Origin of the sequence: Klebsiella sp. KTE92, assembly GCF_000398905.1 — a bacterium.
Lineage (GTDB): Bacteria > Pseudomonadota > Gammaproteobacteria > Enterobacterales > Enterobacteriaceae > Klebsiella > Klebsiella variicola.
The window spans coordinates 3,086,275-3,104,391 of record NZ_KB976100.1 but is presented as its reverse complement, the minus strand read 5'-3'; the positions used below and the strand labels follow the sequence as shown (position 1 = coordinate 3,104,391).

Sequence of the window (18,117 nt, the reverse complement as noted above, 5' to 3'; positions counted from 1 at the left end):
CCCCGCCCTATACTCAGCCCATTATAAAAATACGTTTACACATGATTAACAAATTGCCTGTCAGCCGGGCAGTTTCCGAGTCGTGAGGTCGCTGAAAATGACAACATCTACACCCGATATTCAACCCGCCGTGCAGCATACCGCTCAGGTCGCCATCGCCGGCGCCGGTCCGGTTGGCCTGATGATGGCCAACTACCTTGGCCAGATGGGCATCAGCGTGCTGCTGGTGGAAAAGCTCGACACACTGATCGATTACCCACGTGCCATCGGCATTGACGATGAATCCCTGCGGGCGATGCAGGCGGTAGGGCTGGTGAATGACGTGCTGCCGCACACCACGCCGTGGCACGCCATGCGCTTTCTGACCCCGAAGGGGCGCTGCTTTGCCGATATCCAGCCGATGACCGATGAGTTTGGCTGGTCGCGGCGCAACGCCTTCATTCAGCCGCAGGTCGATGCGGTGATGTATCACGGCCTGCAGCGTTTCCCGCAGGTCCGCTGCCTCTTCTCCCGCGAAGTAGAAGCCTTTAGCCAGAACGGTGACGGTGTCACGTTAAATCTTAAAGGACCGGACGGCGAGCGGGAGACGGTGCACGCGGACTGGCTGGTGGCCTGCGACGGCGGCGCCAGCTTTATTCGTCGTACGCTGAACATCCCCTTCGAAGGTAAGACCGCGCCGAATCAGTGGATCGTCATCGATATCGCTAACGACCCGCTGGCCACCCCGCACGTTTACCTGTGCTGCGACCCGGTGCGACCCTACGTTTCCGCCGCGCTGCCCCATGGCGTGCGCCGCTTTGAATTTATGGTGATGCCCGGAGAAACCGAAGCCCAGCTCAGCGAGCCGCACAATATGCGTCGTCTGCTGAGCAAAGTGCTGCCGGACCCGGACCGCGTCGAGCTGATCCGCCAGCGGGTCTACACCCATAATGCCCGCCTTGCCGAGCGCTTTCGCATTGACCGGGTGCTGCTGGCCGGCGACGCGGCGCACATCATGCCGGTCTGGCAGGGGCAGGGATACAACAGCGGCATGCGCGACGCCTTCAACCTGGCGTGGAAGCTGGCGCTGGTGGTCAACGGTAAAGCGGGAGAGGCGCTGCTCGACAGCTATCAGCAGGAGCGCCGCGACCACGCGAAAGCGATGATTGATCTGTCGGTCACCGCCGGCCACGTGCTGGCGCCGCCGAAGCGCTGGCAGGGGGCCGTGCGCGACGGTCTCTCCTGGCTGCTGAACTACCTGCCGCCGGTGAAGCGCTACTTCCTCGAAATGCGCTTTAAGCCGATGCCGCAGTACCGCGAGGGGGCGCTGCTGATCGACGCCGCCGGCAAGACCTCGCCGGTGGGCAAAATGTTTATTCAACCTCAGGTGACGCTGGAGAGCGGCGAGAGCGTGCTGCTCGACGACGTCATCGGCGCGAATTTCGCCATTATCGGCTGGGGCTGCAACCCGCAGTGGGGGCTCGACGCCGGGCAGATCGCTCGCTGGCGCGCGATTGGCGTGCGCTTTATCCAGGTGGTGCCGGCGGTGCAGATCCATCGCGAGCAGGATAACGCCCCCGGCACGCTGCGGGTAGGCGATACGCAAAATCGCCTGAAGAGCTGGTTTGCTCAGCATAACACCGCCATTGCCGTGGTCAGACCGGACCGCTTTGTCGCCGCTCTCGCCATCCCGCAGACCCTCGGCGCACAGCTGACCGCCCTGGCGGAAAAAATGACCCTCGCAACCGGGGATACCGCCCGCACTGAAGAGAAGGTGGCCTGATATGGATGCCTATTTGCACTGTCTCTCTCACACTCCGCTGGTGGGATTGGTGGACCCGGAGCAGGCGGTCCTTGATGAAGTGAACGGGGTGATTGCCGACGCCCGGCGGCGGATCGCCGCCTTCGATCCCGAGCTGGTGGTGCTCTTCGCCCCCGATCACTACAACGGTTTTTTCTATGACGTGATGCCGCCGTTCTGCCTCGGCGTCGGCGCCACCGCCATTGGCGACTTCGCCAGCGCCGCCGGCGACCTGCCGGTGCCGACCGAGCTGGCGGAAGCCTGCGCTCACGCCGTGATCAACAGCGGTATCGACCTGGCGGTGTCGTACAACATGCAGGTGGACCATGGCTTCGCCCAGCCGCTGGAGTTTCTGCTGGGTGGCCTGGACCGTGTGCCGGTGCTGCCGGTGTTTATTAACGGCGTCGCCGCGCCGCTGCCGGGTTTTCAACGTACCCGGCTGCTGGGCGAGGCGATGGGCCGCTTCCTCAATACCCTCAATAAGCGGGTGCTGATCCTCGGCTCGGGCGGACTCTCGCACCAGCCGCCGGTGCCGGAGCTGGCGAAGGCCGACGCCCATCTGCGTGACCGTCTGCTCGGCAGCGGAAAACAGCTGCCGCCGGACGAGCGCGAGCTGCGCCAGCAGCGGGTGATCAACGCCGCCAGACGGTTTACCGAAGACCAGCGCTCGCTCCATCCCCTCAACCCGGTCTGGGACAACCGCTTTATGAGCCTGCTGGAGCAGGGGCGGCTGGCGGAGCTGGATGCGATCGGCAACGACGAGCTGTCGGCGATGGCCGGGAAATCGACGCACGAAATTAAGACCTGGGTGGCCGCTTTTGCCGCGCTATCCGCTTTTGGCCGCTGGCGCAGTGAGGGCCGCTATTACCGGCCGATCCCCGAGTGGATCGCCGGGTTCGGCTCGCTGAGCGCCACCACCGAGATTTGATTAACCGGGAGACTAACATGAGCTATCAACCGCAAACCGAAGCCGCCACCAGCCGATTCCTCAATGTCGACGAGGGGGGCCGCACGCTGCGCATCCATATCAATGACTGCGGCGACGGGAAAGAGACCGTGGTCATGCTGCACGGCTCCGGGCCGGGGGCCACCGGCTGGGCCAACTTCAGCCGCAATATTGACCCGCTGGTCGAGGCGGGCTATCGCGTGCTGCTCCTCGACTGTCCGGGGTGGGGCAAAAGCGATGCTATCGTCAACAGCGGCTCACGTTCGGACCTCAACGCCCGGATTCTGAAAAGCGTGATCGATCAGCTGGGGATCGATAAAGTCCATCTGCTGGGCAACTCGATGGGCGGCCATAGCGCGGTGGCCTTCACCCTGAGCTGGCCGGAGCGGGTGGCGAAGCTGGTGCTGATGGGCGGGGGGACCGGCGGCATGAGCCTGTTCACGCCGATGCCGACGGAGGGCATCAAGCTGCTGAACGCCCTGTACCGCGAGCCGACCATAGAAAACCTGAAGAAGATGATGAGCATCTTCGTCTTCGACACCCGCGACCTCACCGAGGCGCTGTTCGAGGCGCGTCTCAACAATATGCTGTCGCGCCGCGACCATCTGGACAACTTCGTCAAAAGCCTCGAAGCCAACCCGAAGCAGTTTCCTGACTTTGGCCCGCGGCTGGGCGAAATCAGCGCGCCAACCCTGATCGTCTGGGGACGCAACGACCGCTTCGTGCCGATGGACGCCGGGTTGCGCCTGCTCGCCGGGATCGCCGGTTCGGAACTGCATATTTACCGCGACTGCGGCCACTGGGCGCAGTGGGAACATGCCGACAGTTTTAATCAGCTGGTGCTCAATTTCCTCGCACGGGCTTAAGGAGTAAATGATGACTTTTTCTCTTGACGCGCTGGCCCGGCAGCTGCGCGACGCGGAACAGACCGGCCAGGCGATCGCCCCGCTGCGCGATATCCTCGGCGTCGACAATGCCGACGCCGCCTATGCCATCCAGCGTCTGAACGTCCAGCACCACGTGGCCCATGGCCGGCGGGTAGTGGGCCGCAAGGTGGGCCTGACCCATCCCAAAGTGCAGCAGCAGCTGGGGGTCAACCAGCCGGATTTCGGCACTCTGTTTGCCGACATGTGCTACGGCGACAACGCCGAGGTGCCGTTTGGCCGCGTGCTGCAGCCCAAAGTGGAAGCCGAGATCGCCCTGGTGTTGAAGCAGGATCTGCCGCATGCCGATACCACCTTTGATGAGCTGTATAACGCCATCGAATGGGTGCTGCCGGCGCTGGAGGTGGTGGGCAGCCGCATTCGCGACTGGTCAATCGGCTTTGTCGACACCGTCGCCGATAACGCCTCCTGCGGCCTGTACGTCATTGGCGGCCCGGCGCAGCGCCCGGCAGGACTGGATCTGAAGCAGTGCGCCATGCACATGACCCGCAACCAGGAGCTGGTCTCCAGCGGTCGCGGCAGCGAGTGTCTGGGACATCCGCTGAACGCCGCAGTCTGGCTGGCGCGCAAGCTGGCCAGTCTCGGCGAACCGCTGCGGGCGGGGGATATCGTGCTGACCGGGGCGTTAGGCCCGATGGTGGCGATTAACGAAGGGGACAGCTTTGTCGCCCATATCGAAGGTATTGGCTCAGTCGCGGCACGTTTCGTCGCCGCCGGAGAAGGACATCGTGATGCGTAAACGTAAAGTCGCCATTATCGGCTCCGGGAATATCGGCACCGATTTAATGATTAAAATCCTGCGCCACGGCCAGCATCTGGAGATGGCGGTGATGGTCGGCATCGACCCGCAGTCGGATGGCCTGGCCCGCGCCCGGCGCATGGGCGTCGCGACCACCCACGAAGGGGTGGGCGGCCTGATGCAGATGGCGGAATTTGCCGACATCGATTTTGTTTTTGACGCCACCAGCGCCGGGGCGCACATCAAAAACGATGCCGCGCTGCGCGAAGCGAAGCCGGGGATCCGCGTCATCGACCTGACGCCGGCGGCGATTGGCCCGTACTGCGTACCGGTGGTCAACCTCGCGGCCAATCTCCATCAGGGCAACGTCAATATGGTGACCTGCGGCGGGCAGGCGACCATCCCAATGGTCGCCGCGGTCTCGCGAGTGGCGAAGGTGCATTACGCGGAGATCGTGGCCTCGATCGCCAGCCAATCCGCCGGACCGGGCACGCGGGCCAATATTGACGAATTTACCGAAACCACCTCGCAGGCGATTGAAAAAGTCGGCGGCGCGGGCAAGGGCAAAGCGATTATTGTACTGAACCCGGCGGAGCCGCCGCTGATGATGCGCGATACCGTCTACGTCCTGAGCGAGCTGGCGTCGCAGGAGGCGATTGCCGCCTCGATCGCCGAAATGGCGGCGGCAGTGCAGGCTTACGTCCCAGGCTACCGGCTGAAGCAGCAGGTGCAGTTTGAGGTTATCCCCGAGGATAAGCCGGTCAACCTGCCCGGCGTCGGCTGTTTTTCCGGCCTGAAAACCGCGGTTTACCTCGAAGTGGAAGGGGCGGCGCACTATCTGCCAGCGTACGCGGGCAACCTCGATATTATGACCTCGGCGGCGCTGGCGACGGCGGAGCAAATGGCTGGGGCAATGAACAGCGCGGCGGGAGCGACAGCATGAACGGTAAAAAACTTTATATCTCGGACGTGACGCTGCGCGATGGCATGCACGCCATCCGTCACCAGTATTCCCTGGCGCAGGTGCAGCAGATCGCCGGCGCGCTGGATAAGGCTGGGGTCGACTCCATCGAAGTGGCCCATGGCGATGGCCTGCAGGGATCCAGCTTCAACTACGGCTTTGGCGCTCACAGCGACATCGCCTGGATTGAAGCGGCGGCGGAGGCGGTCAGCCAGGCGAAAATCGCCACCTTACTGCTGCCGGGCATCGGCACGCTGCACGATCTGAAAGCGGCGTATCAGGCCGGAGCGCGGGTGGTGCGGGTCGCCACCCACTGCAGCGAAGCGGACGTCGCGGCGCAACATATTGCCTTTGCCCGCGAGCTGGGAATGGACACCGTCGGTTTTCTGATGATGAGCCATATGATCTCCCCGCAGGCACTGGCGCAGCAGGCGCTGAAGATGGAATCTTATGGCGCGACCTGTATCTATGTGGTGGATTCCGGCGGGGCGATGAACATGAACGACATTCGCGACCGTTTCCGTGCCCTGAAGGCGGTGCTGAAGCCGGAGACCGCCACCGGGATGCATGCCCACCATAACCTGAGCCTCGGGGTGGCGAACTCTATCGCCGCGGTGGAAGAGGGGTGCGATCGCATTGACGCCAGCCTGGCCGGGATGGGCGCGGGGGCGGGCAATGCGCCGCTGGAGGTGTTTATTGCCGCCGCCGACAAGCTCGGCTGGCAGCATGGCACCGATCTCTACGCCCTGATGAACGCGGCCGATGAGCTGGTGCGGCCGTTGCAGGACCGCCCGGTGCGTGTCGACCGCGAAACGCTGGCGCTGGGCTACGCCGGGGTCTACTCCAGCTTCCTGCGCCACAGCGAAGCGGCGGCCGAGCGCTATGGCCTCAGCGCGGTGGATATTCTCGTCGAGCTGGGCAAGCGGCGGATGGTCGGCGGCCAGGAAGATATGATCGTCGACGTCGCACTGGATCTGCTTAACCGCAATAAATAACGAAAAACGTGCGGCTGACAAAGCATCAGCCGCCAGTCACCTGCTCCGTTTGTTCGGCTATCGCCAAGGTACCCTATGACCAAGATAACGACTGCAAACCCCTCGCGCCTGGTGGTTACCATCGGGCTCTGTTTTATGGTGGCCCTGATGGAAGGGCTGGATCTGCAGGCGGCGGGGATCGCCGCCGTCGGCATGGCGCAGGCCTTTGCGCTGGATAAAATGCAGATGGGCTGGATCTTCAGCGCCGGGATCCTCGGCCTGCTGCCCGGCGCGCTGGTGGGCGGCATGCTGGCGGACCGCCACGGGCGCAAGCGCATTCTGCTGGGGTCGGTGCTGCTGTTTGGCCTGTTCTCGCTGGCCACTGCGGTGGCATGGAGCTTCCCGACGCTGCTGCTGGCGCGCCTGCTCACCGGCGTCGGGCTCGGGGCGGCATTGCCTAACCTGATTGCCTTAACCTCGGAAGCCGCTGGCTCACGCTTCCGCGGCCGGGCGGTAAGCCTGATGTACTGCGGCGTACCCATTGGCGCCGCGCTGGCGGCAGCGCTGGGCTTTTCCGGTCTCGCCGTGGCCTGGCAGACTATTTTCTGGATTGGCGGCGTGGTCCCGTTACTGCTGATCCCGCTGCTGATGCGCTGGCTACCGGAGTCGCAGGCGTTTCAGCGCGCGGAGGCCAGCGTGCCGCTGCGCACCCTGTTTGCCCCAGGGCATGCCGCCGCCACCCTGCTGTTGTGGCTGGGTTATTTTTTCACCCTGCTGGTGGTCTATATGCTGATCAACTGGCTGCCGATGCTGCTGGTGGGCCAGGGATTCCGCGCCAGCCAGGCGGCGGGGGTGATGTTCTCTCTGCAGATCGGCGCCGCCTGCGGCACGCTGCTGCTGGGAGCGCTAATGGATAAGCTCACCCCGCTGCGGATGTCGCTCCTGATCTACAGCGGGATTCTGGCTTCCCTGCTGGCGCTGGGCAGCGCGTCGTCGCTAAACGGAATGCTGCTGGCGGGGTTTGTCGCCGGGCTGTTCGCCACCGGCGGCCAGAGCGTACTCTATGCCCTGGCGCCGCTTTTTTACCCCGCAGCGATCCGCGCCACCGGGGTCGGCACCGCCGTGGCGGTGGGCCGTCTCGGGGCGATGAGCGGCCCGCTGCTGGCCGGCAAGATGCTGGCCCTCGGCACCGGCACCGTCGGGGTGATGGCGGCCTCGGCGCCCGGCATTGTGCTGGCCGGCGTGGCGGTGTTCTGGCTGATGCATCGTCAGCAGCGCGCCGCGATTGTCTGAGACGCATCCGGCGGTCTGGCAAAAAAATGCCGGGCCGCCGCCTTGCCTGTCCGCGTCACCTGGCCTATGGTAAGACATCATTCCCTGACGCTTATCGTCCCTATGGCTTACACCTCCCGTTTGCTCAATGCTATCCCTGGCATCCGCCACGCTTTTCTCGATGTCCACGAAACCGCCGCCTTTCCCTATGCCGAGCTGGCTCCGGTGAAGCTGGTGCATGGTAATGAGGTTCATCATTATCAGCAGCCGCTGCCGACGCGCCCGCACGCCGACGCGGTGTTTACCGCGGTAGCCGGGCAAAAGGTGGGGGTGGTGACCGCCGACTGTCTGCCGATGCTGATCGCCTCGCGCGACGGTCGCTTCGTCTGCAGCGTGCATGCCGGCTGGCAGGGGCTGGTCAGCGGCATTGTCGACAACAGTCTGGCCTGTTTTCGCCAGCAGGGGGTGGCATTGGCCGATCTGGTCATCGCCGTGGGGCCGCATATTCACCCTTGCTGTTACGAAGTCTCCGCCGGATTTTATCAGCAACTGCTGGACCAGCCCGGCGGTGATCGGGTGGCCCGCCATCGCCAGCGGCTGTTTCATTCCCGTTCGGGCCCGGTCAGCGATGCGCTCAAAGCCGCCGCACGCGGCAGCGATAATCTGTGGTTTGATTTGCGCGCCTTTGCCGAAGCGATCTTCGCAGAGGCGGGAGTGTCGCCGGCGAGCGTTGAATGGCTGGGGAGTTGCACCTACTGCACCCCGCAGTCGCTGGGCTCCTACCGACGCCGGACCCATTTTCCGGCGCCGAAGAGCTTTCAGTATTCGTGGATCCTGCGCGAGGCCTGAGGCGCGCTCGCGCTAGAGCACCCGAAAACCGTGGGTGCCGTCGCGGGCCAGCTGATCCACCAGGCCATACTCCCACTCCAGATAGGCCTGCATGGCCTCGGCGGAATTATCGGTTCCTTCGTACGGACGACGATAGCGGTCACGGCGCTCGACGGCGAGGCCGCTGTCGCCATGCGCCCGCGGCAGACCGGCGGCGATCCACGCCAGCGTCCCGCCGGTAAGCAGCTGCACCGGTTTACCGGTCAAGGCCGCCACCTCCGGCACCGCGTAGCGGGCCAGCAGACTACTGCCGCAGGTCACCACGTAACATTGGGCGGGAGGGATCACATCCAGGGCCTGGCGCAGCTGCGAGCGCGTTAGCCACCACGCGCCGGGGATATGGCGAGCGACAAAGTTGGCGCTGGTGGTAAAATCGAGCACCACCGTACCGGGTTCGTCCAGCTGTTGCGCCAGCTGCGCCGGGCTTATCTCCTCCGCCTGCGGGCCGGGCGGCACCTCGGCGGCCGGCACCCCGCGTTCGCTCAACTGGCTGGCCGACAGCGCGCTCAGCCGCGCCGTCTCCCAGCCCATCTGCGCCAGCCACGAGCCGGTTATCGCCGCCCGGATGCCATCGTCATCCAGCAGCACAATGCGCGCCCCTCGTACGCTGGCGAAGTGATCGGTCTCCTGCACCAGCTGGCCGCCTGGCGCGCTCAGGCTGCCGGGATAGTGACCCGCCGCGTACTCCTCGGGGCTGCGGACATCAAACAGGAAGGTAGTGCGGTCGTTCTGCTGCAGCCAGCGTTGCAGCGTGGCCTCATCGATGACCGCCACCCCGGCCCGTTCGGCAAGATGCGCCACCTCAGCGGCCCGGGCGCCGGAGGCGCGGGCGGAGGGATCGTATTGCCGCTGCTGCTGGTGCGCCAGCGTCTGGCCGGCCAGCGTCCAGCCGATAGTGCCATTGCGCAGGGCATGGACCGGGTTTGGCACGCCGGCGTTGATCAGCGACTGGGTGCCGATGATGCTGCGGGTGCGTCCGGCGCAGTTGACGATAACCGGCGTCTGCGGGGAGGGCGTCAGGCTCTCCACCCGCAGGGCCAGCTCGCCGCCGGGCACGCTGATGCTGCCGGGGATGCTCATGGTCTGGTACTCATCGAAGCGCCGGGCGTCGACGATCACCACCTCCTGCCGGCTGTCGATGAGCGCCTGAACCTCCTGGGCGCTGAGCGACGGCGTGTGACGCACGCTTTCCACCAGTTCACCAAAGGCTTTGCTGGCGGAGTTGACGTCCTGAAACAGCTCGCCGCCGCTGCGGCGCCAGCCGGCGAGCCCCTCTGTCAGCAGGGCCACATCCTGATAGCCCCAGGCCCGTAGCCGTTCGACGGCGATCTCCGCCAGACCTTCGCCGTTGTCGTAGACGGTGAGCGGGGTGGTGAAGCGCGGTATCCGCCGGCGGACCTCCAGCTCCAGTTTGCTGAGCGGCAGATTGACGGCAAACAGCGGATGAGCGGTGGCGAAATCGGCCTCTTCACGGACGTCGATCAGCGCCAGTTCACGACGGTCGAGCAGCGCCTGGCGTATCCCGGCGGCCTGGCGATAAGCGTAGGTGGGCATAGTGGTTATCCTTGATTTTCGCGGGACAAATCCCAGATATTGGGTAAATGGCGGTTAGAGTAGCCGGAGATAAACGGTTTCTGCTGCCCTTCCGGGGTATACACGGCGCGCTTCACCGCGCCGATATTGCCGCCGTAGATGTGAATGCTGATGGAGACGCGATCCGCCAGCGCATTGCTGACGCGATGAATATCGCCATCGTCAGCGGAGACTTTCTCCACCTGGCCTGCTTCCAGAAGCGTGGCGGCGCCCAGCGCGCGCGGGATGCCATCGGCATCCAGCTGGTAGCGCTGGTTTTCCTCCGCGCCGCGCAGCATACCAATGGCCCCCCACACCCGGTGGTCATGGATCGGCGTCGCTTGCCCCGGTCCCCAGACGAAGCTGACAATCGAGAAGCGCTCCCCGGAGTCGGCATGCAGCAGATACTGCTGGTAATGGTGCGGATGCGGCAGGGTGTACTCTTCCGGCAGCCAGTCGTCGTAACGCACCAGCGCCGCCAGCCGCTGCGCCACGGCGTCAAGCAGCGGGGCGGTCTGGTGGTGTTCACGGTGCAGGCGGTCTACCTCATGAATGAAATGGCGTAATTTTTCCAGTCGTGGTGCAGTCATGTGCGGTTCCTGTCAGAGGGACTGGTCAAAACGCTAACAGAGGCGTTAATATTATTTAAATGCAATTTACGCATATATTAATATGCAAATTTCACATAAGGATCCTATGCGCATTGACGATATCGACGCTTTGCTGGCCACGGTGCAGTTTTCGTCCCTCAATCAGGCCGCGGAATATCTGGGGATCACCCAGTCGGCCATCACCCGGCGTCTTCAGCGCCTGGAGCAGGAGCTGAACGTGACGCTGTTGGAGCGCCAGACCCGCCCGCTGACCCTGACCGCCGCCGGACACCGGGTGTACGAGCAGTGTCTGAGCATTAAGCGTGAGACGAAAAAACTCTACAGCCTGTTGGATCCGCAAGGCGAGCCGCGCGGCGCGCTGCGTCTCGGTGTGCCGCAGAGTCTCAGCGAGATTGCCCTGCCGGCGGCGCTGTCAGCGCTGAGCCAGCAGTTTCCCGGACTGTCGCCACAGATCACCTGCGGCTGGAGCGGACAGCTGCAGCGTCGGCTGGAAAACGGCGAGCTGGACGGCATGCTGGCGATGGGGCCGGCCCAGCAAAGCTTCGCCGAGGGCTATAGCGGACGGCTGCTGTGTCCCCTGGAGGTGGTGCCGATCGTCGGCCGGCGTTTGAATTTGCGCGCGTCATCCCTGCGGGAGTGCGCCGAACAGGGCTGGATCCTTAACCCCGACGGCTGTGGCCTGCGCGCCGGGCTCATTCGCGAGCTGCAGAGTCAGGGATTGCGGTTGAAGCTCAATGTCGAAAGCGCGGGCGCGCAGCTGCAGATAGCGCTGGTGGCGCAGGGGCTGGGACTGGGTCTGGTGCCGCGGGCGGCGCTGGCCAACAGCCCGTGGCGGGACGAGATCGCGGTCCTCAATCTCAGCGATTTTCAGCCTGCGGTCTCACTGTGGCTGATCCACGCCCAGTATCTGGCAAACCTGCAGGCGCCGCTGACCTTTTTCGCCAGCAAAGTGGTGCAGCAGCTGACAGTATCCGACTGAAAGCACTATGCATTTTTGTTTAATGCTAATTCAGCATATTAAGATATGATAAAAATGCATTTTGCTCATTAACACACTCTGTATAGGGTAATGACCAGCGCCGCTGTCGCGGCCACTCCATTACCCTGACGCAAGGAGTTGTTCATGAGCATTCAGTTTCTCGGCATGATTGGCCACCGCCTCTCTTCCGAAACGATTGCCCCGGTGGGGCCGATCTTTGACCGCGACTATATCGTTCGCTTTGCGCAAACCCATGAAGCCGCCGGGTTTGATCGTCTGCTGGTCGGCCACTGGTCCGATCAACCCGACGGCTTTCTGGTGACGGCCCTGGCGGGGCTGTCGACGCAGAAAATCCATTACCTGCTGGCTCATCGCCCCGGTTTTGTTTCGCCAACCCTCGCCGCGCGCAAATTCGCCACCCTTGAGCACCTGTTGGGGGGCCGGCTGGCGGTCCATATCATCAGCGGCGGCAACGATGCCGAGCAGCGCCGGGATGGCGATTATCTCGACCACGACCAGCGCTACGCCCGCACCGACGCCTTCCTCGACACCGTGCGCCAGGTGTGGACCAGCGAGCAGCCGGTGGATATTCACAACGATTTTTATCAGGCCGAGCAGGCCTGGTCCGCCATTCGCCCGCTGCAAAAACCGCATCTTCCCATCTACTTCGGCGGCTCGTCGGAAGCGGCCATCGCCGTCGCCGGCAAACATGCCGACGTCTTCGCTCTGTGGGGCGAGTCGCTGGCGCAAACCGGAGAGACCATCCAGCGCGTGCGCGCCGAAGCGGCGAAACACCAGCGTGATATCGGCTTCAGCGTCTCGTTCCGGCCGATTATCGCCGACAGCGAAGCCGAAGCCTGGGAGAAAGCCGAGCATATCCTGCACGTCGCCACCGAGCAGGCGGCACAGCGCGGAGGGGGTTTCAAAGCCAAACCGGACAGCATCGGCGCCCAGCGGCTGCGGGCCACCGCGGCGCAGGGCAGGGTGGTGGACAAACGTCTGTGGACCGGCATCGCCCAACTGGTGGGCGGCGGACATAACTCCACCGCGCTGGTGGGCACCCCGGAGCAGGTGGCGGATGCGCTGCTCGATTACTACGACCTCGGCGTGCGTAACTTCCTGATCCGCGGCTTCGATCCGCTGAACGACGCGGCCGACTATGGCCGGGCGCTGCTGCCGATCGCCCGGGAAAAAGCCGCCCGGCGTGCGGTGGCGGAGCGCGCATCGTGATCCATCCTGAGCGCGACGACTGGGCCCGGCAGCTGACGGCGCTCCGCCAGCAGATGGCAGAGCAGGCGGCCAGCCTTGATGCCAGCGGCGAGTTTCCCCGGCGTAATATCGACCATCTGCGCGCGGGGGGCTGGTTAAGTCTCGCCGTGCCGTCATCCTGCGGCGGCGCGGGCGCCACTCTGGCCCAGCTGCAGCAGGTCATCGCCGCCATCGCCTGGGGAGAGCCGGCGACAGCGCTGATTGTCTGCATGCAGTATCTGCACCATTTGCGGCTGGCGGAAAATGACGCCTGGCACGCGCCGCTGCGCCAGCAGGTTTTTCACGATGCTGTCGAACACGGTGGCCTGATCAACAGCCTGCGCGTCGAGCCGGAGCTGGGATCCCCGGCGCGGGGCGGCCTGCCGGACACCGTGGCGACCCGTCGCGCGGAGGGCTGGGACATCAGCGGCCATAAAATTTATACCACCGGCATTGAAGGGCTGCGCTGGCTGGCGGTGTGGGCCAGAAGCGATGATAACCCGCCGCTGGTGGGCACCTGGCTGGTGGCTGGCGACAGCCCGGGTATCAGCGTGGTGAAAAGCTGGGATCACGCCGGGATGCGGGCCACCGGCAGCCATGAAGTTATTTTTAACCACGTGCGGGTGGCGGCAGAGCACGCGGTGGATGTCTGGCCGGCCGATGCGCCACCCGCCGCGGAGGCCGAACCGTTTCGCCTGTTCGCCAACCGGCAGACGGCGCTGCTGGCGGCGATCTATGACAGCATTGCCCACGCCGCTCACGACTGGCTGGTGAGGTGGCTGGCGGGACGGGTACCCGCCGGTCTCGGTCATCCGCTCTCTCGTCTGCCACGGGTGCAGGAGAAAGTCGGGCAGATCGCCGGGCTGCTGCTGGTCAACCGCAGCCTGCTGGAGCAGGCCGCCGCGCTGCGCTTTTCCGCTATCGAGGCCAATCTGGCGAAAGTCACCATCACCGACAACGCCATTCAGGCGGTGAATATTGCGCTCGAGCTGACCGGCAATCATGGCCTGAGCCGACAGAACCCGCTGGAACGCCACTACCGCAACGTGCTCTGCGGACGGGTACATACCCCACAGAGCGACAGCGCCTGGCTGGCAGCTGGCAACTTCGTCTTTCAATCACAAGGATAATCACGATGCGTCTATCATTTTCAGGCCGGGTGGCGGCCGCGCTGATGCTGCTGGCGCTGGGCGGCTACGCGACAGCGCAGGAGCGGCTTACCCTGCGTATCGCCGATCAAAAAGGCGGCATGCGTTCGCAGCTGGAGGCGGCCAACGCCCTGCAAAATCTCCCTTACGACATTAAGTGGGCCGAGTTCCCGGCCGCCGCGCCGCTGGCGGAAGCCCTCAACGCGGGCGCCGTGGACGCGGGGATCATCGGCGATGCGCCGTTGCTCTTCGCCCTGGCCAACGGTGCGCCGGTCAAAGCTATTGCCGTGGATAAAAGCAACCCGGCGGGGACCGCGGTGCTGGTATCACCCGGCAGCACGTTAAAAAGCGGCGCTGATTTAAAAGGCAAACGCATCGCCACCGGTAAAGGGTCGATTGGTCATTTCGTGGCGCTGAAAGCGCTGGAGCAGGCGGGGATTTCACCGAAGGAGGTGCAGTGGGTGTTCCTCGGCCCGGTGGACGCCAAAGTGGCGTTGCTAAACGGTTCGGTGGACGCCTGGGCGACCTGGGAGCCCTACACCACCCAAATGGTGAAGACCAACGAGGGGCAGATCCTGGTGAGCGGCAAAGGGCTGCTGCCGGGGAATACCTTCCTCGCGGCAACGGATTCCGCGCTTAACGATCCGCAAAAACGCGCCGCGCTGCAGGATTATCTCCAGCGCCTGGCCGGCGCCGAGCGCTGGGCCTACGCCAATCTCGACAGCTACGGCAAAACGCTGGGGGAGATCATCCGCTTCCCGGCGGAGATCGCCCGCGCGCAATTTGCCAACCGCCAGTCGCAGTGGCAGCCGCTGGCAGAGGAAACGGTGACCCAGCAGCAGGCAACGGCGGACTTTTATCTCGCCAACGGCCTGATCCGCACCCGGCTGGACGTGAAGCCGACCTTTGACCCCAGCTTTAGCGTGCCCGCCGCCGAGGTGACACCATGACCAGAAACACTTTTTCCCGCCGCCGTTTTTTACAGCTCAGCGGCGGCCTGGCGCTGGCCGGGGTCTCTCTGCCGCTGTGGGCTCACGATATGGCGAACATGGCCAGCGGCGATGCCCATCCGGCGCTGCGCCTGCCAGAGCCCTACAAGATCAAGTTGGCGATCAATAAAAGCGCGGTATGCCTCGCGCCGGTCGCCGTCGCCGAGCAGCAGAAGATTTTCAGTAAATATAACCTCGACGTTGAGTTTGTTAACTTCGGCAACTCCACCGATGTGCTGCTGGAGGCGATCGCCACCGGTAAGGCCGACGCCGGGGTGGGGATGGCGCTGCGCTGGCTGAAGGCGCTGGAGCAGGGCTTTGACGTCAAGCTCACCGCCGGAACCCACGGCGGCTGTCTGAACCTGCTGACGGCCAAAGACTCGCCGTTCGGCGGCCTCGAGAGCCTGAAGGGACAAACCATCGGCGTCACTGATATGGCCGGGCCGGATAAAAACTTCTTCGCCATTCTGCTTAAGCGCCACGGTATCGACCCGATCAGCGACGTGCAGTGGAAAGTCTACCCGGCGGATCTGCTCAGCGTGGCGCTGGACAAGCGCGAAATCGCCGCCATCAGCGGCAGCGAGCCATTCAGCTATCGTCTGCTGGAGACCGGCAAGTATCAGCTGATCGCCAGCAATATGACCGGGGATTATGCCAACCTCAGCTGCTGCGTGCTGGGGGTGAGCGGGAGCCTGGCGCGGGACCATAAACCGGCCGCCGCCGCGCTCACCCAGGCGATCCTTGAGGCGCACAGCTATGCCGCTGCGCATCCGGAAAGCGTGGCGCAATCCTTCCTCGCCCATGCCCTGAACACCAGTGAAGCGGAGGTGAGCGGCATCCTGCACGGGCAGGGCCACGGCCATCATGCGGTGGGCGAAGCATTCGTGAAAGAGCTGACGCAGTACGCGGTCGACCTGCAGCGGGTGCAGGTGATCAAGCCGGGTACCGATCCCCATCAGTTCGCGGAGAGTATCTATGCCAACGTATTCGCCTGAGCAGGCTCTGGCGCGCCCCACCGGCCGCGCGCCGCTGTGGGGAGAAGGGCTGCTGGCCGCCGCGCTGTGGCTGCTGGGCGGTCTGTTTACCCTGGCCTGGCCCGATGCCGGGCGGCGCTGGCCGTTTAGCGAAGGGTGGGCGCTGGCGCAATTCACCCTCGGCGGTGGATTACTGCTGCTGGCGCTGAGCTATCGCTACTGGCGAGCGCGCGGCGCGCGTGTGCGGCATGCCGGCAAGTGGCTGGCGCTGTTGCCGGTGCTGTTTGCTGTCTGGGAAGGGCTGACCGCCAAGAGTGCCGTGCTGCCGGTACCGTTTTTCGCGCCGCCGCAGGCGCTGATCGAAGTGCTGCACGATGACTGGCCGCGCCTGCTCGACAGCCTGCTGCACTCGCTGGGGCTGCTGGGGCTCGGCGTGCTGCTGGGCACCAGCAGCGGGTTCATCACCGGTCTGGCCATCGGCTGGTCGCAACGGATTGGCTACTGGGTACATCCGGTGTTACGTCTGCTGGGGCCGGTGCCGTCCACCGCGCTGCTGCCGCTGTGCCTGTTTATTTTTCCCTCGAGCTTCGGCGCCAGCGTGTTTTTGATCGCGCTGAGCACCTGGTTCCCGGTCACGGTGCTGACCTGGTCCGGAGTGATGGGCATTGATAAGGCGTGGTACGACGTGGCGCGGACCCTCGGCGCCAGCCAGCGTTTCCTGATCCTGCGGGTGGCGATCCCCGCCGCGCTGCCGAACGTCTTTGTCGGCCTGTTTATGGGGCTCGGCGCGTCGTTTTCGGTGCTGATTGTCGCCGAAATGGTCGGGGTGAAGTCAGGGATCGGCTTTTACCTCCAGTGGGCCCAGGGCTGGGCGGCCTATCCGAATATGTACGCCGCGCTGCTGGTAATGGCGTTGTTATGCTCCGGCCTGATAAGCGGATTATTTATGCTGCGTGACCGGCTGCTGAGCTGGCAGCGAGGAGGAATGCAATGGTAACAGCGACGCCAGATTCGCCGGCGATAGCGCGCGGCGCGGCGGTATCCATCAGCCATATTCATCATGCGTTTACACTTGGCAAACAGACGGTACCGGTGCTGGAGAATATCAGTCTGCAGCTGCGCCCGGGGGAAAGCGTGGCGCTGCTGGGCCCTTCCGGCTGCGGTAAATCAACCCTGCTGCGGCTGCTGGCGGGGCTGGAAGCGCCGCAGAGCGGACAGATGCAGATCGACGGTGCGGCGCCCGGCGCCCCGGGGCCGGAGCGGATCCTTGTGTTTCAGGATCCGACGCTCTACCCATGGCTGACGGTACGGCAGAACGTGCTGCTGGGCCCGCAGGCACAGGGCAAAAAGGGGCTGGAGGCGAAGGCCGACGCGCTGATTGACCGCATCGGGCTGCAGGCCTTCAGCGAGGCGTGGCCGCGGCAGCTGTCCGGGGGGATGGCGCAGCGTGCGGCGCTGGCGCGCGCCTTGTTGAACGAACCGCGCCTGCTGCTGCTCGACGAGCCGTTGGGTAAGCTGGATTCCCTGACTCGCATCAGCATGCAGCGGGAGCTGATCGCCCTCTGGCAGCAGCAGGGGTATACCAGCCTGCTGGTGACCCACGATATCGAAGAGGCGCTGCTGCTGTGCGAGCGGGTGCTGGTGATGTCGCCGCGTCCAGGGCGGATTATCGCCGAGTTCGCGCTGCCGCTGGATTTTCCCCGTCATCGCGATAACCCGCAACTGCTGCAGCATCGTCAGGATATATTGCGCATCCTCGGCCAGGAGGAGGACTGGTAAGCTGAACGCATTGCCCGGTGGCGGCTGCGACAAAGGTCACGGAAAGGTAGGCCGGTGCAAGCGCAGCGCCGCCCGGCAATGAACATCCGGCGCCAGGCGCCACGTTTTTGCCCGGTGGCGGCTGCGCCTTACCGGGCCTACGAACTCGACAGGAAAGGGAAGGACCCCAGGCTATGCAGTTGCAGGCCGGTGCAAGCGCAGCGCTGCCCGGTTATGGGCATCCGGCGCCAGGCGCCACATTTTTGCCCGGTGGCGGCTGCGCCTTACCGGGCCTGCGAACTCGACAGGAAGGGGAAGGACCCCAGGCTATGCA

The 18,117-nt window shown here is 64.4% G+C and carries 16 protein-coding genes and 1 pseudogene; 15 read left to right on the top strand and 2 right to left on the bottom strand.

Annotated elements, in window-relative coordinates:
• The first annotated feature begins 97 nt into the window (after window positions 1-97).
• From A1WC_RS10725 to A1WC_RS10760, 8 genes are all read left to right on the top strand, one after another.
• Window positions 98-1,762 (top strand): bifunctional 3-(3-hydroxy-phenyl)propionate/3-hydroxycinnamic acid hydroxylase, encoded by a 1,665-nt coding sequence (locus tag A1WC_RS10725; RefSeq protein WP_016161287.1) that lies wholly within the window; start codon window positions 98-100, stop codon window positions 1,760-1,762.
• Window position 1,763: 1 nt separating this feature from the next.
• On the top strand, window positions 1,764-2,708 hold the full coding sequence (mhpB, locus tag A1WC_RS10730; protein WP_016161286.1) for a 2,3-dihydroxyphenylpropionate/2,3-dihydroxicinnamic acid 1,2-dioxygenase: 945 nt from the start codon (window positions 1,764-1,766) through the stop codon (window positions 2,706-2,708).
• A gap of 17 nt (window positions 2,709-2,725) precedes the next feature.
• Window positions 2,726-3,592, top strand: a complete 867-nt coding sequence (mhpC, locus tag A1WC_RS10735; protein WP_016161285.1) for a 2-hydroxy-6-oxonona-2,4-dienedioate hydrolase — start codon at window positions 2,726-2,728, stop codon at window positions 3,590-3,592.
• Window positions 3,593-3,602: 10 nt separating this feature from the next.
• A complete protein-coding gene (mhpD, locus tag A1WC_RS10740) occupies window positions 3,603-4,409 on the top strand; it encodes a 2-keto-4-pentenoate hydratase (RefSeq protein WP_012967940.1) in 807 nt (268 codons plus the stop codon).
• Window positions 4,402-5,352 carry an acetaldehyde dehydrogenase gene (gene mhpF / locus A1WC_RS10745; RefSeq protein WP_016161284.1) on the top strand — a complete coding sequence of 317 codons (951 nt, stop codon included), beginning with the start codon at window positions 4,402-4,404 and terminating at the stop codon, window positions 5,350-5,352. Before mhpD ends, mhpF begins: the two co-directional genes overlap by 8 nt.
• Complete coding sequence (gene mhpE / locus A1WC_RS10750) at window positions 5,349-6,365, top strand: 4-hydroxy-2-oxovalerate aldolase (RefSeq protein WP_016161283.1); 1,017 nt, start codon at window positions 5,349-5,351, stop codon at window positions 6,363-6,365. The genes mhpF and mhpE overlap by 4 nt, the downstream gene beginning before the upstream one ends.
• Window positions 6,366-6,440: 75 nt before the next feature.
• A complete protein-coding gene (gene mhpT, locus A1WC_RS10755) occupies window positions 6,441-7,637 on the top strand; it encodes a 3-(3-hydroxy-phenyl)propionate transporter MhpT (RefSeq protein WP_016161282.1) in 1,197 nt (398 codons plus the stop codon).
• Between the two features lie 102 nt (window positions 7,638-7,739).
• Window positions 7,740-8,465, top strand: coding sequence for a polyphenol oxidase family protein (locus A1WC_RS10760; RefSeq protein ID WP_016161281.1), 726 nt, complete (start codon window positions 7,740-7,742; stop codon window positions 8,463-8,465).
• 12 nt (window positions 8,466-8,477) lie between these two features.
• Here A1WC_RS10760 and A1WC_RS10765 read toward each other — a convergent pair whose 3' ends face one another.
• A complete protein-coding gene (locus tag A1WC_RS10765) occupies window positions 8,478-10,058 on the bottom strand; it encodes a rhodanese homology domain-containing protein (RefSeq protein WP_016161280.1) in 1,581 nt (526 codons plus the stop codon).
• A gap of 5 nt (window positions 10,059-10,063) precedes the next feature.
• Window positions 10,064-10,666: a hypothetical protein gene (locus A1WC_RS10770; protein WP_016161279.1), complete on the bottom strand. Its 603-nt coding sequence runs from the start codon at window positions 10,664-10,666 to the stop codon at window positions 10,064-10,066.
• Between the two features lie 106 nt (window positions 10,667-10,772).
• Between A1WC_RS10770 and A1WC_RS10775 the strand changes: the two genes are divergently transcribed.
• The 7 genes and pseudogenes from A1WC_RS10775 (at window position 10,773) to A1WC_RS10805 (ending at window position 17,804) form a co-directional block, all read left to right on the top strand.
• Window positions 10,773-11,666 carry a LysR family transcriptional regulator gene (locus A1WC_RS10775; protein WP_016161278.1) on the top strand — a complete coding sequence of 298 codons (894 nt, stop codon included), beginning with the start codon at window positions 10,773-10,775 and terminating at the stop codon, window positions 11,664-11,666.
• A 144-nt stretch (window positions 11,667-11,810) separates the two neighbouring features.
• Window positions 11,811-12,906 (top strand): annotated as a pseudogene (locus tag A1WC_RS10780) (LLM class flavin-dependent oxidoreductase).
• Window positions 12,893-14,044 carry an acyl-CoA dehydrogenase family protein gene (locus tag A1WC_RS10785; RefSeq protein WP_016161277.1) on the top strand — a complete coding sequence of 384 codons (1,152 nt, stop codon included), beginning with the start codon at window positions 12,893-12,895 and terminating at the stop codon, window positions 14,042-14,044. Before A1WC_RS10780 ends, A1WC_RS10785 begins: the two are co-directional and overlap by 14 nt.
• A 5-nt stretch (window positions 14,045-14,049) precedes the next feature.
• Window positions 14,050-15,012, top strand: a complete 963-nt coding sequence (locus A1WC_RS10790) for an ABC transporter substrate-binding protein (RefSeq protein WP_016161276.1) — start codon at window positions 14,050-14,052, stop codon at window positions 15,010-15,012.
• Window positions 15,009-16,046 carry an ABC transporter substrate-binding protein gene (locus A1WC_RS10795; RefSeq protein ID WP_012541420.1) on the top strand — a complete coding sequence of 346 codons (1,038 nt, stop codon included), beginning with the start codon at window positions 15,009-15,011 and terminating at the stop codon, window positions 16,044-16,046. The genes A1WC_RS10790 and A1WC_RS10795 overlap by 4 nt, the downstream gene beginning before the upstream one ends.
• Window positions 16,027-17,022 (top strand): ABC transporter permease, encoded by a 996-nt coding sequence (locus A1WC_RS10800; RefSeq protein ID WP_012967948.1) that lies wholly within the window; start codon window positions 16,027-16,029, stop codon window positions 17,020-17,022. The genes A1WC_RS10795 and A1WC_RS10800 overlap by 20 nt, the downstream gene beginning before the upstream one ends.
• Entirely contained in the window at window positions 17,016-17,804 is a 789-nt protein-coding gene (locus A1WC_RS10805; protein WP_016161275.1) for an ABC transporter ATP-binding protein, read from the top strand. Before A1WC_RS10800 ends, A1WC_RS10805 begins: the two co-directional genes overlap by 7 nt.
• Window positions 17,805-18,117 lie beyond the last annotated feature (313 nt).

Excerpts from the sequence above, each read along its gene's own strand:
- A1WC_RS10725 (WP_016161287.1), top strand. The coding sequence starts at position 98 with ATGACAACATCTACACCCGATATTCAACCCGCCGTGCAGCATACCGCT.
- mhpB (WP_016161286.1), top strand. The coding sequence starts at position 1,764 with ATGGATGCCTATTTGCACTGTCTCTCTCACACTCCGCTGGTGGGATTG.
- mhpC (WP_016161285.1), top strand. The coding sequence starts at position 2,726 with ATGAGCTATCAACCGCAAACCGAAGCCGCCACCAGCCGATTCCTCAAT.
- mhpD (WP_012967940.1), top strand. The coding sequence starts at position 3,603 with ATGACTTTTTCTCTTGACGCGCTGGCCCGGCAGCTGCGCGACGCGGAA.
- mhpF (WP_016161284.1), top strand. The coding sequence starts at position 4,402 with ATGCGTAAACGTAAAGTCGCCATTATCGGCTCCGGGAATATCGGCACC.
- mhpE (WP_016161283.1), top strand. The coding sequence starts at position 5,349 with ATGAACGGTAAAAAACTTTATATCTCGGACGTGACGCTGCGCGATGGC.
- mhpT (WP_016161282.1), top strand. The coding sequence starts at position 6,441 with ATGACCAAGATAACGACTGCAAACCCCTCGCGCCTGGTGGTTACCATC.
- A1WC_RS10760 (WP_016161281.1), top strand. The coding sequence starts at position 7,740 with ATGGCTTACACCTCCCGTTTGCTCAATGCTATCCCTGGCATCCGCCAC.
- A1WC_RS10765 (WP_016161280.1), bottom strand. The coding sequence starts at position 10,058 with ATGCCCACCTACGCTTATCGCCAGGCCGCCGGGATACGCCAGGCGCTG.
- A1WC_RS10770 (WP_016161279.1), bottom strand. The coding sequence starts at position 10,666 with ATGACTGCACCACGACTGGAAAAATTACGCCATTTCATTCATGAGGTA.
- A1WC_RS10775 (WP_016161278.1), top strand. The coding sequence starts at position 10,773 with ATGCGCATTGACGATATCGACGCTTTGCTGGCCACGGTGCAGTTTTCG.
- A1WC_RS10790 (WP_016161276.1), top strand. The coding sequence starts at position 14,050 with ATGCGTCTATCATTTTCAGGCCGGGTGGCGGCCGCGCTGATGCTGCTG.
- A1WC_RS10795 (WP_012541420.1), top strand. The coding sequence starts at position 15,009 with ATGACCAGAAACACTTTTTCCCGCCGCCGTTTTTTACAGCTCAGCGGC.
- A1WC_RS10800 (WP_012967948.1), top strand. The coding sequence starts at position 16,027 with ATGCCAACGTATTCGCCTGAGCAGGCTCTGGCGCGCCCCACCGGCCGC.
- A1WC_RS10805 (WP_016161275.1), top strand. The coding sequence starts at position 17,016 with ATGGTAACAGCGACGCCAGATTCGCCGGCGATAGCGCGCGGCGCGGCG.